Below are 15520 nucleotides of genomic sequence, written 5' to 3'. Positions count from 1 at the left end.
GGGGCGCGCTGCGTTTGCAGGCATTGACAGCGTTTAATCAGGCGGGGTGCGAAGCGTGCCCGTGATCGCCCGCTCCGCGCGCGTCGTCGTATTCGCGCGAAATATCCTTGTTCGTATAATCGCCCATGCGCCAGGCGGCGAGCAGACTGATGACTCCGCACACGGCGATATAGATCGCAATCGAATAACCCGTGCGGTAGTACGCGTAGAGCGCAGTGGCGATCAAGGGCGCCGGGCCGCCCGCAATCACGGAAGCCAGCTGATACCCGAGCGAGGCGCCGCTATAACGCAGGCGCCCCGTGAACGACTCGGCGATGAACGCGGCTTGCGGACCGTACAGCATGGCGTGCGGCACGAGCGAAAGCACCACGGCCGCGAAAATCCACGCCGTGTTTCTTGTATCCACCATCCCGAAGTAAACAAAGCCGAAAAGGCCTGCGGCCACCGCGCCGATCATGTACATGCGCTTGCGTCCGATCCGGTCGGACAAGTGCCCAAAGAACGGAATGGTCACGAACTGCAGCATGGCAGCCGTCAAAACCGCGGTGAGCATGAGGTCCCGCGAAACGTGCAGCGTTTTCACGCCATACGTAAAGACGAAAGCCGTGTAGATGTAGAAAGGCGCCTGTTCGGCCATGCGCGCCAACGCCGAAAGGAGAATGTCCTTGGGCTGGCGGCGAATCACCTCGAGCATCGGCGTCTTTTCGATCTTGTTCTCGGCAAGCAGCTTCGCGAAGATCGGCGTTTCAAGAATGCTCAGGCGGATATAGAGGCCGATCGCGACGAGCACGATGCTCAGCAGGAACGGCACGCGCCATCCCCAGGTCATGAAGCTGTCGCCGGAGAACTGGCTCACGGCGAGCACCACGAGATTGGCGATGAAGAGCCCCGCCGGCACACCGAATTGCGGCCACGAAGCGACGAAGCCGCGGTGCGAATTGGTGCGCGCCCATTCCATGGACATCAGGACCGAGCCGCCCCATTCGCCGCCCACACCCACGCCCTGGATGAAACGCAGCACCGTGAGTAAAACGGCGCCCCAGATGCCGATGGATGCATAGGTCGGAACAAAGGCCACGGCGAAGGTGGCAACCCCCATGAGCAGCAGCGTGACGATTAGCGTGGCCTTGCGGCCGACGCGATCGCCGTAGTGGCCGAATATGGCCGCGCCTACCGGCCGGGCGATGAAGCCCACGGCATAGATGAGAAAGGCCTGCAGGGTGCCAACGAGCGGGTCGGATTCAGGAAAGTACAGCTTGGCGAAGATGAGCCCGGTGACTGTACTGTAGAGAAAGAAGTCGTACCATTCGATCGTCGTGCCGATGGTGCTGGCAATCACAGCGCGGCGCAACTGACGTTGGGCGTCTTCCTCCGAAAGGAGCGTGGCTCCCGGTTGATCGGCATTCATTTCGCACCCCCAAGGCAAGCGCGATTGGGCCAATGCAAAACGCATGGCCAGGGCTCCCGGTGGTGCGCAAAAAACGTGCCCCGATTCGCCGGGATGATGACGTCGCCGGATCGGGTGGCAGTGATGCGTCCCTTGCTATCGCTCCATCCTGATCGGCATGGGTTGAGACGTTGTTATACAAGTCGATGGTATATCACGTTGTGATGCAACGTGTGCGAGTTTTAAATGGACTCGCCATGTGGCAGTGCATCACGCAACACGGAGGAGCGATGACACTTCGGCTATCCTCGCAGGCGCTCAGCCCTTCGGAATATATAGCGCGGCATTTGCAGCATTTCGCCTCGTCGCCGCCAGCTTCGGCGACTGCGGGCCAGCCACTGCAACTGGTCGTGTGGAACAGGCACGTATTCGTGATCGCAGGCGTGCTATTCGTTGTGCTCGCATGCATTGGCGCGCGCCGGGACAAGTGGGCGCTGTTTGCGCTGACGCCTGGCGTGTCGTTCGGGCGGCGTCTTTATGTCTGGTGGTCCTGCGCCTGGCGACAGTGGCTCGCGAGCGCGCTGCTTTTCGTGGTGGGTGTCTGCGCGTGGCATTTCGTGCTCGACAAGACTGCCACGCCGTTCCTCGCGTTCGCCGCGATTCCGCACGGCATCGCGCAATCGTCGCCGTTCATTTCGCTTGCGATTGCCGTCACGCCCGTCGTCGCGCCGCTGCTGGCTTATGCGCTGCTCAGCCTGCCGCTCGCGGGGTATATGGTGCGGCGCGGGTTGGCAGCGCATGCGATGCCCGCACCCCGGCAATTCGGCTTCTGGCGCGCAACGCTGCTCGGCTTGACCACCTATGCGTGGTCTTTGCCTGGCAGCCTCGCGATTGCCAATGTGGCGATCGTCTCTTCGCACCCGCTCCTGGACACACTGCGTGCGATACCGGTTGTGGCCTGGGGCATGTATATCGTGCTGCCGCGCCAGGCGCGCAGCGTGGCGCGCCTGGCTTCCCCTGGCTAGCGGTGGCTAGCAGTGGCTTTGGGTCGCCAGATACCGGTTCGGCCGATTACTGCGTGACGATGTTCGCGTGCTGCGCGCCGAACTGGAGCGCCGCGAGTTGCGCATAGAGCGGCGAGCTTTGCAGCAGGTCGGCGTGACGACCTTGCGCGACGATGCGGCCTTGATCCATGACGACGATGCGATCTGCTTGCTGCACGGTGGCGAGACGATGCGCGATGACGAGCGTGGTGCGGTTTTGCGCGGCGTTGTCGAGCGCCGTTTGCACGAGGCGTTCGCTCGCGGCGTCGAGCGCGCTGGTGGCCTCGTCGAGCAGCAGAATGGGCGGATTCTTGAGGATCGCGCGCGCGATGGCAATGCGCTGACGCTGACCGCCTGAAAGCCGCACGCCACGTTCGCCGAGAAAGGTGTCGTAGCCTTGCGGCAGTTGCTCGATAAAGCCAGCCGCAGCGGCCATTTCGGCGGCGTGCTGGACGGCTTCGAGCGTGGCGTCGGGCGAGCCATAGCGAATGTTGTCGAGCACGCTGCCCGAAAAGATCACCGACTCCTGCAGCACGACGCCGATCGCCTGGCGCAACGCCGCGAGCGACACCTGTTGCGTCGGGACGCCGTTGATGCTGAGGCTTCCCGACTGCGGATCGTAAAAGCGCAGCAGCAACTGGAACAGCGTGGTCTTGCCCGCGCCGGACGGCCCGACCAGCGCGACATGTTCTCCCGGGCGCACGTCGAGCGAGAAGGCGTCGAGCGCGGCGATGCCGGGGCGCGAAGGGTAGGAGAAGCCAACGTTGTCGAACCGGATGCCCGTGCCGTGTGCGGGCAGCGGCACGGTTGCCGCTGTCTGTGCCACGGGCGAGCGCGCGGCGAGCAGTTGCAGCAGCCGTTCGGTGGCGCCCGCGGCCCGTTGCAGATCGCCCCACACTTCGGCGACGGCGCCCACGGCGCCGGCCGTGAACACGGCGTAGAGAATGAACTGGGAGAGCTGGCCCGCGCTCATCTGCCCGGCCAATACCGCCTGCGCGCCGAGCCACAGCACGAACACGACGGCGGCGAACACGAACACGATCACCACGGCCGTCAATCCGGCGCGCGCCCGAATGCGCCTGAGCGCCGTTTCGAAGGCCGCTTCCACGGCGCCGCCAAAGCGCTTCGCCTCGAACGCCTCTTGCGCATACGACTGCACGGTGGGCATGGCGTTGAGCACTTCGCCCGCCAAAGCGCTTGCGTTCGCAACCTTGTCCTGGCTCGCGCGCGAGAGCTTGCGCACGCGCCGCCCGAAGATGACGATCGGTGCGACCACAACGACCAGTGTCGCGATGATGTAGCCAGACAGCACGGGGCTCGTCGTGACGAGCATCGCCACGCCGCCCACCGTGAGGAGCAAATTGCGCAGGCCGAGCGACAGGCTGGTGCCCACCACGGTCTGGATCAGTGTCGTGTCGGTGGTGAGACGAGAGAGCACTTCGCCCGTTTGCGTGGTCTCGAAGAACTGCGGGCTCATGCGGATCACGTGGTCGTACACGGCGCGGCGCATGTCGGCCGTCACCCGCTCGCCCAGCCACGAGACCCAGTAGAAGCGCAGTGCCGTGGCGGCGGCGAGAATCAGCGAAACCACGAAGAGCGCAATGAAATAGCGGTCGATATGCGCGCGATTCCCGCTGGAGAAGCCACGGTCGATCAGATACCTGAACGCCACCGGCAGTGCGAGCGTCGCGCCCGCCGAGGTCAGAAGTGCGAGGAAGGCGAGCGCCCAGCGCCCCGCATAGGGGCGCAGAAAGGGCAGAAGAGCGAAGAGAGGCGCGACGCGTGACGGTCGGGCGGCGACATCTGGCATGGAACGTCCTGGCGGATCGGCGACGAGTTTAATTGTGCCACTCCGTGGCCACGAGAGGCTGGCCACGGGGTGGATTATGGCGGCGTTACGGCGAGATTACGTTGAAGGCGGCGTCGCTCCCGAGGCGGCGCCATTGCGAAATTGCTCGCGCTCTTGCGGCGTCATGTGCTGCCATTGTTGCCACTGGTGCCACTGCATGCGCCTGCGGCAGCCGCCATGCCCGCGGAATCCGCCGAACAGAATCCTGCAGAGCACCAGGAGGCCGATCGCGCGTGGATAGTCGATGGCATGCGCGCCGGCCACGATCGCCGGCGCGATCCAGTTCCACAGGCCCATGACGATTGCGCCCAGCAGCGCGATGACGGCCACCATCAGCAGCGCCTTGGCAAATATTTTGCGGCGAAACTTCATTCCCTTCTCCTTCGGTTCAAATTTCGAAGTCGTCCCATGACGCGCGCAAACGTTCGCGCAGATGCAGCACCGCATAACGTTTGCGCGCCAGCAGCGTGTTCACGCCAACCCCGCTTGCAGCCGCCATCTCCTTGAAGCTGCGCCCGTCCAGCTCGTGCGCGATGAATACCTCGCGCTGGCTCGCCGGCAATTCGTCGAGCGCCGCGCGCAGCGCCTCGAGCATCGCGGCGCGCTCGTAAGCGGCTTCGGGGCCGGCGTCGGGCGAGGGCAGCGCGAGGTCGAGCCGGTACTCGCTCTCGTCCTCCTGCGTTTCAATAAGCGGCGCTTCCTTGCGCTTGCGAAACCGGTCGACGATGCGGTTGCGCGCCACGCGAAAGAGCCATGCGCCCACCTGCTCGATGGGGTCCGGCAGCCGCCACGCCTGAACCAGTTCCTCGAATACGTCCTGAAGAATGTCGTCGGCTTCGTCCTGGTCGATCACGCGGCGGCGGATGAAATTGCGCAGCCTCGGGCGCTCGCGGGCGACGGCGTCGGCGATCTCGCGGTCCTGCGTGGTGGGCGGGCTCGGTGGTTCCATACCCGTGTAGACGATTCAGAATGAGAAATATTGTGGCGCGTAGTTTGCGCTCTTATGTGGCATGAATATTTCGTTAAACAAGGCCGGAGATAGTCCGTATTTTTATTGACATCAGTCACTATATTTCGGTCACAATGTTGGCACCGAACAAAACCAACAAATCCATACGCTATCGGTCATGCACATTCACGAGCCTGGCAGCGGTACTGCGTCAAAAACTCTAGAACGCCTCGCGGACCCCGGGCAGCTGCCCCTGGAAACACCCCTGCCTTTGGCGGTGTTTCACCATGATGGAACGATGCTGCTGCCGCAAGGCGGGGTGCTGAACAGCGAGCAGCGCGACTTCCTCTTCGCGCATTTTCAGCCTTATCGCAACACGGCAGACGACGCGAGTCTCGTGAGCGCGCAAGAAGGCCGCGCCGATCGTACAAAAGGGTCGTTGACGCTGGACGACATGAACCTCGCCATCGGCGCGCTTTTAGGCATACGCAGCCAGGCGGGCACGGGGCGCGAGATGCTGCCGTGCCGGCTGATCGGTTTCCGGCCGGGCGGCGCGATGTTCGTCACACCGCCTGCCGCGGCCAAGCCGGCTTGGGAGCCGTTCCAGGGCGAACAGGTCGAGATCGTTGCGATCGCAACACAAGCGGTGTTCTGGCTCGTTTGCACCGTCGAGGCGGTTTGCACGCATCCGTTCCGCTACCTCGTGCTTTCGGAGCCGGGCACGATACGCCGGCTGCGCGAACGCCGCGCCGTGCGCGTGCGCACGCAACTCGCGGTGCGCTATGGCGTGGATTTGACGGGCTCGGAACTGGACCGGCTCGGCATAGGCTGCGATATCAGCGTGCTGGGCATGTCGCTCGCCGCCGGGCGCAAGATCGGCGAGGTGGGCGAGCGCATTTGCGTGGTGTTTCCGATCGAGGCGGGGAACGTGGGGGCGACATTCCAGGCCGTCGCGGTGATACGCAATCTGCGCGCCGATACCCCGCAGGAAGGGCTGACCCTGCATGGCCTCGAATTCGACGCGATTGCTCCCGAGAGCCAGGTCGCCCTCAAGACGTTCGTGTTCGATCGGCAGGACGCCGTGTCTTACTGGGCCGGCATGCCTACCTGACGCGGCCGCGCGATCGCGCTTATCGGTTATTTGAACTCGATGGCATCGGTGTGAATGTGCAATTCGGGTCCTTGTGCGCAGGGTCTTTGCAGCACGAGAGCAATGCATCGACCGACGCGACGTTTGCCTTGTCCCATTGCTCATGGCTCATGGCGTTGTCGGTCGGCATCCAGTGGTCCAGTGGATAGCTGTTGGCGAGCCGGTCGTTTCCAGGCGCGTTCAGCTTGCCCGCCGAGAGCTTGAGAAAGGCGGTGCAACTCTGCTCGCTGCCGATGCGATGGCAGCCGATGCAGGTGTTGCCGGGTGTGCTCATCGTCATGAGATGAAATGACGAGAAGGCCTGCCCAATGCTCGAATACTTCCCCCATGGGTCCGTGGGCACCTTGTCCCACACTTGCCCGATATACGGGCTGAAGATGAACGGACCCGCGTCGTGACATTTGAGGCAGGTGGGGGCGCCCCCAATGCCGGCCGCAACCATCGCAGGTGTTGCCCAGAATTCGACGGCGGATATTTCTCCCGCAGGCGGCTTTCTCTCGTTTGGCGGCGGCACACGTGTCGCAATGAATCCGCTGCTCGCGGGCACGCTGGCTTGCGTTTTCGGCGGTGGCGGCAGCGGCTTCGAAGCGAACCAGCAGGTCTTGCCGTTGCCCGAGTGATGCATCACGACGACTACGCCGTCATAGCGCGGGTCCTTGTCGTCGCGCAGCACGTCGCGGCGGCAGTACGCGGAAATTTGCGTATTGCCGCGCGACAGATTCAGGATCTTCGAAAACGGAATGCATTGACCTGGTGCTGCCGATATCGGGTTCAGCAATGAGGGCTTATCGCATTGCAGGGGAGACTCGTGTGGCCCTGGCGGTTTCCCGTCGATCGTAATGGGAATATCCGTTCCGTCATTGCAGTTGAACGGCGGAATTTCGCCAATTTCCCTCACGCATTGATTGGCGTATTCGAGCAATGTCTGCTCATGCGTGAAGGCAGATAATGGCACGGCGAACAAGAAGCTCAAAGCGAACCAGCGGATTCGGACAAACATGGTCATCCTCCGCTTTTCATCTGCATTTGCGCGACTTTGCGAATCGCTTCGCGATACTTCACGTAGCCTGTGCATCGGCACAGGTTCCCCCCCACCCAGTCGTCGATCTCCGTTTCAAGCTGGTCGGCGCTGATCCGGTACGCCTGCTGATGTTCGAGCATGGCGGTGGCCGCCATCAGAAAACCAGGCGTGCAGTAGCCGCACTGAAACGCGAAAGATTCGAGGAACGTCTGCTGTAGCGGCGAAAGCCGGTCGCCGTCCGCGAGACTTTCTACGGTATAGACATATTGATTCGCCACCGCGCTCACGGGCGTGATGCACGCCAGGGTCTTTTCCATCAGCGCGTCTTTGTTGCTGCGCAGGCCCACGGTGCACGCACGGCACGCGCCAATGCCGCAGCACACCTTGGTCCCCGTGAGGTCGAGGCGCTCGTGAAGATATTCGGCGAGGCTCATGTCGGTATCGGCGGCCGGCACCGTGACGGCGTGTCCGTTCACGTGAATCTTGATGTTGGCTTCGCTCACTTCAGGGCCTCACGTATCTTCTCGGGCGTGACGGGCGTCTCCCTGAAGCGATGCCCGGTCGCCATGGCCAGCGCGTTCAGCAGTGCAGGTGCGATGGGGCACATCACGGCCTCGCCGATGCCGCGCGCGCTGTGAGGGTCGCCTTCTGGCGGCGGCAGTGCGATCAGTTCCTGCCGCGGCACATCGGTCATACGCGTGATGAGGTAGCGGTCCAGATTCCACTCGCCGTTGCCGGGGCCATGATTGCCCAGCGGACACGATTCGCTCAGCACGTTGCTCATCGCCATGGCCACCGCGCCTTGCGACTGGCCTTGCACGATTTCAGGACAAATGAGGCGGCCGGCGCTGAGCGTCGTGACGACATGTTCGACTTTCACGTGGCCGCTTTCGGGGCTCACCGACACCGCGACAAGCGCGGCCGAGGGCGCGTAGTTCGTGCGCCCGAAATTGAACGTATCGCGTGGCGGCACCAACTTGCCTTGAGGCAAGCTCTTGAGAGTGTGCGTATCGGTGCCAACGGCAATGAAGTCGCAGTCCATCTCGAAGGAGCCCGACGCGAACGTGTACGTGCTTTTCCAGAATCCGCCACCATAGGTGACGTGGGCGGCGGCCACGGTAGGCAACTGCAAGCGGTTGATCTCGTCGAGCAACGCAGGCCAGCCGATTGCCTCGTGACCCGCAGCGGTCAGCTTTCCATTTGTCCACTTGAGCGCTTGCCGCTCGATGTGCGGGTTGCGCCATAGTGCGCGTGCGGCAGGCAGCACGCTTTGCAACATCAACACCATCGCGGCGCGGTCGACAGCCTGAAAGTGATGGAACGCACCGAGGCAGGCGCTCGAAGAACCAAAGGGGCTCGAGATCGGTCTGCTTCCGGGATCGTCCAGGATGCCCAGCTTTGTGTATTCGAAACCCGGGATCTGAAAGGCCTCGACTTCGTTCATGGTGATGGCCTGCGCGTTCTGCCCGAGGTTTGCGGCAGGCGCGAGGGCCAACGTGGTCGCCGCGCCATTGCCCATGTCGGTGTAATGCGTAAGCACATGCAGGCCTGCGTTCGGCTGAATCTCCACCATCGCGAATACAGCGTCTTTGCCGGTACCGTACGCCTGATTCGCCATGGCGAGCCCAACGCCATAGCGCAACCCGTGCGCACGCCGTTGCGCACGCACGCTTTCCCTGTTTCGCCATAACTCGTGCGCTTCAAGCTGGTTCAGGAGGTCTGCGAGCTGGAGATGGAACAGGATGGGCGCGCCAGTGAGCGTATTGCCGTGGCCCTTGCGCAGCAGGTTGGTGTGCCGGATTTCGAATGGACTTTTGTGCAGTGCCTGGGCGGCCTCGTCCATGAGCGTTTCGATGGCGAGGTAAGCCTGTGGACCACCGAAGCCGCGCTGCGAGCCGCCGAACAACGCGGGCGTATAACTCACGTAGCTTTGCGCAATGGCGCGCGGAATGTCGTAGCAACTCATGGCGCTCATGGCGGCGAGGTCGCCAACCGGGCCCGTGAGATTTTCCTTGCCGCCGCCATTGAAGCTGAAGCAACTGACGAGCGCCTGGAGCCTGCCGTGATCGTCGAGCCAGATAGACTCCGTGAAATCCGTCTCCGCGCGTTTCAAGCCGACCTGAAACTGCTCATAGCGCGACTGTTGCCAGCGCAACGCGCCTTTTGCGAAGGGCGCGGCGAGGGCGAGATAAACGGGAAAATACGATTCGTCGCGGCCGCCGAATCCGCCGCCTGGGTAGCAGCTGATCACGTGAACATGCTTGATGTCGATATTGCTGCCGTTAAACACTTTGCCGGCGGCAATGCAGTCGCCGCGCGGCGATTGCGTGCCGAGCACCAGATTCAGACAGCCGGAATCCGCCTGAAACCACGCAAGTCCCGACTCCGGCTCCATGAAGACGGGATCCATTGCAGGCGTTTTGAAGGCGCCATCGAACCGGTGCCATGGCTTGTCGACCTTGGCGCTGAGCCGATCGTAAATGTCTTTACTTGCGCTGTTGCGTGCGTCGACGAATGCCTTATAGGTTAGGCCGCTGCTCTTGAGGTTCGAAAACGACTTTGCGTCGTCGCGCACATAAACCTTGGATGCGGACGCATACAACGTGGTGATGGCGCTTTGCGGCACCGTCGCGCCGTATCGGATCACCGACTTGTTGAAATCGAGCAGTTTCCTGGCTTGCCGGTAGGTATCGAAATCCTCGAAGATCAATAAGGCGGCGGGTTGGCCATAGCAATTGGCGGGGCTGCCTTCCTGCGCGAACAGATAGATATCCTGGTGACCGACCGGATCCGCCTCGGAGGCGAGAGCGATGTGATTGTCATTCAGCGTCTGGTTGGATACCACGGCAATCGGGCGAAGACGATGCGGCAAGACGCTCAGGTCGATACCTTCGAAATTCTTGTCGACGCGATTGCATCTCAGGGCATATAACCAGTTTTCTTCTTTTGGCCAGCCGTCGAAGTCGCGCGCCTTGTGATCGCGCGCGTAGATCTTCGCACCTGTGACCTTGCGCACGCCGTCGATGCGCCAGCGCGCCTTGCCAGGCTCCGGTGCCCAGTCAGGGGCGCCACTTGGCGCTTGCGGCGCGGCGTGGGTATCTGTCGCGGCGTTCGCTGCCGGGCTGGCGCAGGTGGCTGTGAAGGCGGCGATGGGACTGACCGAGATCGTGAACGCGCCACTCCCCATGGCCTTGAGAAATGTCCGGCGAGTGAACGGAACATCGCAAGCCATGTTGCGCCTCCACGTACGGGTTATGCGCTTCCAGGCGATACCCGCAGCGTCTTCTGCGTTATTTCATGTCGCGCGCTACGCGAAATCCGTTGGCCTCGTAGCGCACGCTGCTGTCGTATTTGAAGCGCGTGGCGGCGAGCATATAGCCCGCGCCGTCACGCCACGATCCGCCGCGGATCACGCGCGTCTGGCAGTTGGGCTCGTCCCACGAGCGGCCGTCGCCCGGAGCGTTCTTGTACGAGTTGTGCCAGCAGTCGCTGACCCATTCCCAAACGCCGCCGGCCATGTCGTAGAAGCCAAACGCATTGGCCGGAAAAGAGCCGACGTCGTTGGGCGCCTCCACGTGCCAGGGCGGGCCGCAGTCCTTGCAGTTGGCCGTGCCCTTGCGCATGTCGTTGCCCCACCAGTAGCGCGTTTCGGTGCCGGCGCGCGCGGCATATTCCCATTCCGCCTCCGTCGGCAGGCGGTAGGGCTTGCCGCTCACCTTCGAAAGCCATTTCACGTATTGCTGCGCGTCGTCCCAGCTCAGGTCGCGCACGGGTGCGTTCGGCGAGGCATTGTTCTCGTTCGACAGGCGCGGGCAGGCGCCGGCCGCCACGCACGCGTTCCACTGCGCCACCGTCACCGCATATTTTGCGAGCGCATAGCTATGGCTGATCGTGACGTGGTGTGCGGGCCGCTCGGATGCGTCGTCGGTGTCGATGCCCATCGTGAAGTTGCCGGGCGTCACCGCGACCAGCACCGGGCAAGATGGGCAGTCCTGAATGTCGTGCGGACCCGGCTTCGAAATAGCCGGGTTGCCCTTCGCTGCAACGGCAGCCGCGGCGGCCGTGGCTGCTGCTGTGGCTGCGGCTGCAGGCGCGGAGGCGGGCGCAGCCTTGGTCTGCGCAGCTGGCGGGGCGGCCGGGGGAGGCGGTGTCTTTGTCTGGGGTGCTGGAGCCGGTGCGGGCGCTGGTGCGGGCGTGGCGGCAGCAGGGCTGCTGGCCGGGTGCTGCGTGGACGTAGCGGGTGCGGAGGGCGCCGCGGACGCGGCCGGCGGTTTCGATGCTTCCGCACGCATACGCGTAAGGCGGGCCTGCGCGAGCGGCGCGAAGCGTCCATTCGGATAGGCCTTGAGATAGGCCTCGTAGTCGCTGGGGTATTGACTGTCCTTGATCGAATTCCAGAACGTGATTTCGTATTCCTGGGAGGTGTCTTTCGGCATCAAGCCAACGCGCATGATCGCGACGCCATAGCGTTGCCGCGCTGCACTGGACACCGCGCCCGGCTCCTGCGCAGCCGGCGCGGCTGAGCATAGCGTCGAGTTCAGGCCTAGCGAGATCAACAGGCACACAGGCAACACGAGCCGCCACATGTTCGTTCTCCCTATCAGGTGCCAGCCAGGGTGCAAAGCCTGGTGCAAACCCAGGCATCATCGCCTTTCAATGCCGACGGTGCGCTACCCCGTTGCAGTCGCCGGCCGTGCTCGCGTGCATCGCGGGACGCCGCCGGCACGAACACTGCCTGCGCACAACTACAAAATAGCACGCACGCCGGGCGATGCAGTAACTCGGTGGCACCCGCATGCGCCGCGCCGATTTATCTCCATCGGCTTGAATCCGTCCTAAGCTGTAGAACACGCACCGAACTCCAAAGCCGCCTGCTGTCTGCCGCGCAGTCCGCCGAACCAGGAGCACGAAGATGCAACGAAGAGCAACCCTGTTGGCCCTGGCAGCGGCCGTTCTGATGCCGCGCCTCGCGTTTGCCGAGCGCACCCCGTCGCCGCCTGGCGCGGAGGCCTACATCATCTGGCCGCCGGATGGCGCGACGATTCCCACCGGCAAGTTCTGGGTGCGCATGGGCCTGCGCAACATGGGCGTGTGCCCCAAGGGGATCAACAAGGCAAACACGGGCCATCATCACTTGCTCATCGACACGGACCTTCCGCCGCTCGATCAGCCGATCCCTTCGGATCGCAATCATCTTCATTTCGGCGCGGGCGAAACGGAAGCCCGGATCGAGCTGCCGCCAGGCAAGCACACGCTGCAGTTGCTGATGGGCGACTACAAGCACGTGCCGCACGATCCGCCGGTGTACTCGAAGAAGATCACGGTCACGGTCAAGTAGTGAAGGACGTCGGCTTTTAGCCGCAGCGCAAAAGAAGCGGGAGTGCATGCCATGAACAGGTTCCTCGTTTTTGCTGCCAGCCTCGTGCTGCTCGCGGGCGGTGCGGCGCATGCAGGCACGACGCCGGCCGACCCGAACGCGCACGTGTATATCGGCTGGCCCAACGACGGCCAGGTCATGCCGGCCGGACGGCCGTTTCGCGTGTGGTTCGGCCTGCGCAACATGGGCGTGGCGCCTGCGGAAGTCGAGTTTCCCAACACGGGCCACCACCATCTGCTCGTCGATACCGACTTGCCGCCGATGGATCAGCCCATTCCCTCTGATCGCAACCACCTGCATTTCGGCGCCGGCCAGACGGAAACCATGCTGCAGTTGCCGCCGGGCAAACACACGCTGCAGCTGCTGATGGGCGACGCTCACCACGTGCCGCACAACCCGCCTGTGTACTCGAAGAAGATCACCATATACGTTAAGTGATCCATACGAATCAATCATGCATGCCGCAGTGACGCACGAACGTTTGCGACGCTTTCACGTCACGCCGTCCACCAGTGTTTGCACCACGCCAACATAAGTCGCTCGACGCGTTGGCGCGCACCCATCACAACGCATGGCTCGCGAGCGCCACACTTCGCGCGTGAGTCCCTCTGAATTCCAGAACAGGCCTTATTCAGCAGGCGATTTGCCGCCATGCGCTCGCACGCTCGTGCACCTGGCACGCCTCATGCCTTGTTGGATCCGAGCCCGCATTCGTGCAGCTCAAAACCCCAACAGTGTTGCATTCCTTATCTGGAGAACTGCCATGAGCAAGCTGATGATTGCCGACCTGAGCGTCGCACAAGAACTCGACCGCCGTGAAATGAGCGCCGTGCGCGGCGGCCTGGGCCTCTGGCCCGTCTACTACCCGACGCCGAGCGTGAAGGTCGACAACACCAACTTCACCGCAGAGCAGTTGATCGGCCAGACCAACACCATCCTGAACAACACGGGCAACGACGTCGCGTTGGTGAACAACATCCACTCGGCGGTAAACCCCGTGCAAACGGCTAACAACACGATCCACTTCTGATCGTGTTGCCAGCCGTGGAGGCCTACCGGCCTTCACGGCACCGCCTTCCACCGCATCCGTTGCACACCGCTTCTATCGTATTCCGCTCAAGGAGTCGATCGTGAACACACTGCTCTCGCCGACCGCCGCACACGTAAGCCGTGGCGCGTCGCGCTGGCTGACCCGCTTCGTCGGAACGGCTGGGTTGTGTGCCGCGGCGCTGTGCGGCTGCACGGATCTGAGCACGCCTGCGTACCGGCGCCCCGACATGCCTGCGAAGGATGCCTGGGCGCATACCAGCCGCGCGTTTTCCGCGGCCGATACGGTCAATCCGCAGTGGTGGCAAGAGTTCGACGATCCCTACCTGAATACGCTTATCCAAAAGGCGATTGCGGGCAACGTCGATATCCGGGTGCTGGCGGCGCGCATTGGCGTGGCCGGCGCGCAGATCGGGGAAGTGCAGGCCGGTGCACTTCCCACGGTCGACGCGGGCGCGGGTATCGACTATGAGAAGAGCACGGGGCTGGCGCTCTCGAAGACCTATAACGTCGCCACTCAGGTGAACTGGGACATCGATATCTGGGGCAAAGTCGAAAAAAGCGTGCAGGCCCAAAAGGCCGAGTATCACGCTAGCGAAGCGGATTGGCGTGCTGGCTATTTGACGCTCGTTGCGAATGTGGCGAGCACTTATTTCCAGATCCTCCAGTTCGACGACCAGATCCGCGACGAGGAAGACACGCTCAAACGGAACAAGCAGATTCTCACCATTTACCAGCAGATGTACGCAAACGGTGTTGCGCCCAAAACCGAGGTGCTGCGCCAGGCGGCCGAGGTCAATGGCGTGACGAACGACCTGCTCGAACTGCACCGCGAGCGCGATACCGCCGAAAACGCGCTGTGCACGCTGGTCGGCGTGCCCGCGGGCGAGTTCAAAATGCCGGCGGGCCAGTTGCGCAAGCGCGTGAAGCTGCCGGACGTGCCCATGGGCCTGCCCGCGCAGTTGCTGGGGCGCCGCCCCGACGTGGTGGCCGCGCAGTATCGCATTCTCGAATCGTACGACGAAGTCGGTTCCGCGCGGCTTGCGCAGTTGCCGACCCTCAGTCTCACGGGGCGCGCCGGCACCGCGGCGTTCTCGCTCTCCGATCTTTTCAAGGTGTTCACGCTGAGCTTCATGCCGAGCATCAACTTTCCGATGTTCGACCCGAGCGTACACGCCCATATCAAGACGACGGAAGCACAGAGCAAGGTTGCCGAGGAGCAGTATCGCCAGGTAGTGTTCACGGCGTTCGAAGAAGTCGAGAACGCGCTCGTGAATCTCGACGCCCATAAAAAGCAGCGCATCGAGCTGCTGCAACAGAACGAACGGTTGCGCACCGTCGCGGCGCAGGTCGAGGCGCAGTTGAAGGAAGGGCTCGTATCGCAACTCGAAGTATTGGAGTCCGAACGTTCGCTCGCTAATGCGGAACAGTCGCTTCTCGCCAACCATGAGTTGATTCTGAGCGACACTGTGACCCTCTACAAGGCGATCGGCGGCGGCTGGCCGAACGTCGATGTGGCCAACGTGGCCTCGAGTTCCGCTGTGTCGGCAGCGCCCGTCAAGTGAGCGCGCTCGCTGCTCCAGGGCGCGTCAGATGTTTGACTCCAGCCAACAGTCGCCTACACTTTTCTAACACCCCGACCGCCATCTGCAAGGCGCGCGGCTTCTCACGGAGCGTCAGTGCGCACGCGGCGCTTG

The 15520-nt window shown here is 63.0% G+C and carries 13 protein-coding genes and 1 pseudogene; 6 read left to right on the top strand and 8 right to left on the bottom strand.

Features of this window, described 5'->3' with window-relative positions; translation table 11 throughout:
• Positions 1-37: 37 nt before the first annotated feature.
• Positions 38-1408: an MFS transporter gene (locus tag VSR72_RS25670; RefSeq protein WP_342955154.1), complete on the bottom strand. Its 1371-nt coding sequence runs from the start codon at positions 1406-1408 to the stop codon at positions 38-40.
• 269 nt (positions 1409-1677) lie between these two features.
• Between VSR72_RS25670 and VSR72_RS25665 the strand changes: the two genes are divergently transcribed.
• A complete protein-coding gene (locus VSR72_RS25665) occupies positions 1678-2412 on the top strand; it encodes a hypothetical protein (RefSeq protein WP_342955153.1) in 735 nt (244 codons plus the stop codon).
• 46 nt (positions 2413-2458) lie between these two features.
• Here VSR72_RS25665 and VSR72_RS25660 read toward each other — a convergent pair whose 3' ends face one another.
• The 3 genes from VSR72_RS25660 to VSR72_RS25650 all read right to left on the bottom strand — a co-directional run bounded on the left by VSR72_RS25660 (position 2459) and on the right by VSR72_RS25650 (position 5228).
• Positions 2459-4240, bottom strand: coding sequence for an ABC transporter transmembrane domain-containing protein (locus VSR72_RS25660; protein WP_342955152.1), 1782 nt, complete (start codon positions 4238-4240; stop codon positions 2459-2461).
• 96 nt (positions 4241-4336) lie between these two features.
• Positions 4337-4651, bottom strand: coding sequence for a hypothetical protein (locus VSR72_RS25655; protein WP_342955151.1), 315 nt, complete (start codon positions 4649-4651; stop codon positions 4337-4339).
• Positions 4652-4667: 16 nt separating this feature from the next.
• Entirely contained in the window at positions 4668-5228 is a 561-nt protein-coding gene (locus VSR72_RS25650; protein WP_342955150.1) for a sigma-70 family RNA polymerase sigma factor, read from the bottom strand.
• Positions 5229-5526: 298 nt separating this feature from the next.
• Here VSR72_RS25650 and VSR72_RS25645 point away from each other — a divergent pair, with 298 nt between their 5' ends.
• Positions 5527-6339, top strand: a complete 813-nt coding sequence (locus VSR72_RS25645; protein ID WP_342955149.1) for a flagellar brake domain-containing protein — start codon at positions 5527-5529, stop codon at positions 6337-6339.
• A 19-nt stretch (positions 6340-6358) separates the two neighbouring features.
• On the opposite strand, the gene VSR72_RS25640 is transcribed toward VSR72_RS25645, so the two are convergent.
• The 4 genes and pseudogenes from VSR72_RS25640 to VSR72_RS25625 form a co-directional block, all read right to left on the bottom strand.
• A complete protein-coding gene (locus VSR72_RS25640) occupies positions 6359-7453 on the bottom strand; it encodes a hypothetical protein (protein ID WP_342955192.1) in 1095 nt (364 codons plus the stop codon).
• Positions 7381-7902, bottom strand: a complete 522-nt coding sequence (locus VSR72_RS25635) for a (2Fe-2S)-binding protein (protein ID WP_342955148.1) — start codon at positions 7900-7902, stop codon at positions 7381-7383. The genes VSR72_RS25640 and VSR72_RS25635 overlap by 73 nt, the downstream gene beginning before the upstream one ends.
• On the bottom strand, positions 7899-10631 hold the full coding sequence (locus tag VSR72_RS25630) for a molybdopterin cofactor-binding domain-containing protein (protein WP_342955147.1): 2733 nt from the start codon (positions 10629-10631) through the stop codon (positions 7899-7901). Before VSR72_RS25630 ends, VSR72_RS25635 begins: the two co-directional genes overlap by 4 nt.
• Before the next feature lie 58 nt (positions 10632-10689).
• Positions 10690-11841: pseudogene (locus tag VSR72_RS25625) on the bottom strand (formylglycine-generating enzyme family protein); the annotation flags it as partial.
• Between the two features lie 470 nt (positions 11842-12311).
• On the opposite strand from VSR72_RS25625, the gene VSR72_RS25620 reads away from it, so the two are divergent.
• The 4 genes from VSR72_RS25620 to VSR72_RS25605 all read left to right on the top strand — a co-directional run bounded on the left by VSR72_RS25620 (position 12312) and on the right by VSR72_RS25605 (position 15388).
• Positions 12312-12737 (top strand): DUF4399 domain-containing protein, encoded by a 426-nt coding sequence (locus VSR72_RS25620; protein WP_342955146.1) that lies wholly within the window; start codon positions 12312-12314, stop codon positions 12735-12737.
• Positions 12738-12788: 51 nt separating this feature from the next.
• On the top strand, positions 12789-13214 hold the full coding sequence (locus VSR72_RS25615; protein ID WP_133187104.1) for a DUF4399 domain-containing protein: 426 nt from the start codon (positions 12789-12791) through the stop codon (positions 13212-13214).
• Between the two features lie 325 nt (positions 13215-13539).
• The gene (locus tag VSR72_RS25610; protein ID WP_342955145.1) at positions 13540-13806 is read left to right on the top strand and encodes a hypothetical protein; all 267 of its coding nucleotides are present in this window, start codon (positions 13540-13542) and stop codon (positions 13804-13806) included.
• Between the two features lie 157 nt (positions 13807-13963).
• On the top strand, positions 13964-15388 hold the full coding sequence (locus VSR72_RS25605) for an efflux transporter outer membrane subunit (protein ID WP_342955191.1): 1425 nt from the start codon (positions 13964-13966) through the stop codon (positions 15386-15388).
• The last annotated feature ends 132 nt before the right edge of the window (positions 15389-15520 follow it).

This window comes from Paraburkholderia sp. JHI869 (genome assembly GCF_038900775.1).
Lineage (GTDB): Bacteria > Pseudomonadota > Gammaproteobacteria > Burkholderiales > Burkholderiaceae > Paraburkholderia.
This window is presented reverse-complemented; position numbering and strand designations above follow the sequence as displayed.

Excerpts from the sequence above, each read along its gene's own strand:
- VSR72_RS25660 (WP_342955152.1), bottom strand. The coding sequence starts at position 4,240 with ATGCCAGATGTCGCCGCCCGACCGTCACGCGTCGCGCCTCTCTTCGCT.
- VSR72_RS25630 (WP_342955147.1), bottom strand. The coding sequence starts at position 10,631 with ATGGCTTGCGATGTTCCGTTCACTCGCCGGACATTTCTCAAGGCCATG.
- VSR72_RS25615 (WP_133187104.1), top strand. The coding sequence starts at position 12,789 with ATGAACAGGTTCCTCGTTTTTGCTGCCAGCCTCGTGCTGCTCGCGGGC.
- VSR72_RS25610 (WP_342955145.1), top strand. The coding sequence starts at position 13,540 with ATGAGCAAGCTGATGATTGCCGACCTGAGCGTCGCACAAGAACTCGAC.
- VSR72_RS25645 (WP_342955149.1), top strand. The coding sequence starts at position 5,527 with ATGCTGCTGCCGCAAGGCGGGGTGCTGAACAGCGAGCAGCGCGACTTC.
- VSR72_RS25655 (WP_342955151.1), bottom strand. The coding sequence starts at position 4,651 with ATGAAGTTTCGCCGCAAAATATTTGCCAAGGCGCTGCTGATGGTGGCC.
- VSR72_RS25665 (WP_342955153.1), top strand. The coding sequence starts at position 1,678 with ATGACACTTCGGCTATCCTCGCAGGCGCTCAGCCCTTCGGAATATATA.
- VSR72_RS25650 (WP_342955150.1), bottom strand. The coding sequence starts at position 5,228 with ATGGAACCACCGAGCCCGCCCACCACGCAGGACCGCGAGATCGCCGAC.
- VSR72_RS25670 (WP_342955154.1), bottom strand. The coding sequence starts at position 1,408 with ATGAATGCCGATCAACCGGGAGCCACGCTCCTTTCGGAGGAAGACGCC.
- VSR72_RS25640 (WP_342955192.1), bottom strand. The coding sequence starts at position 7,453 with ATGCACAGGCTACGTGAAGTATCGCGAAGCGATTCGCAAAGTCGCGCA.
- VSR72_RS25620 (WP_342955146.1), top strand. The coding sequence starts at position 12,312 with ATGCAACGAAGAGCAACCCTGTTGGCCCTGGCAGCGGCCGTTCTGATG.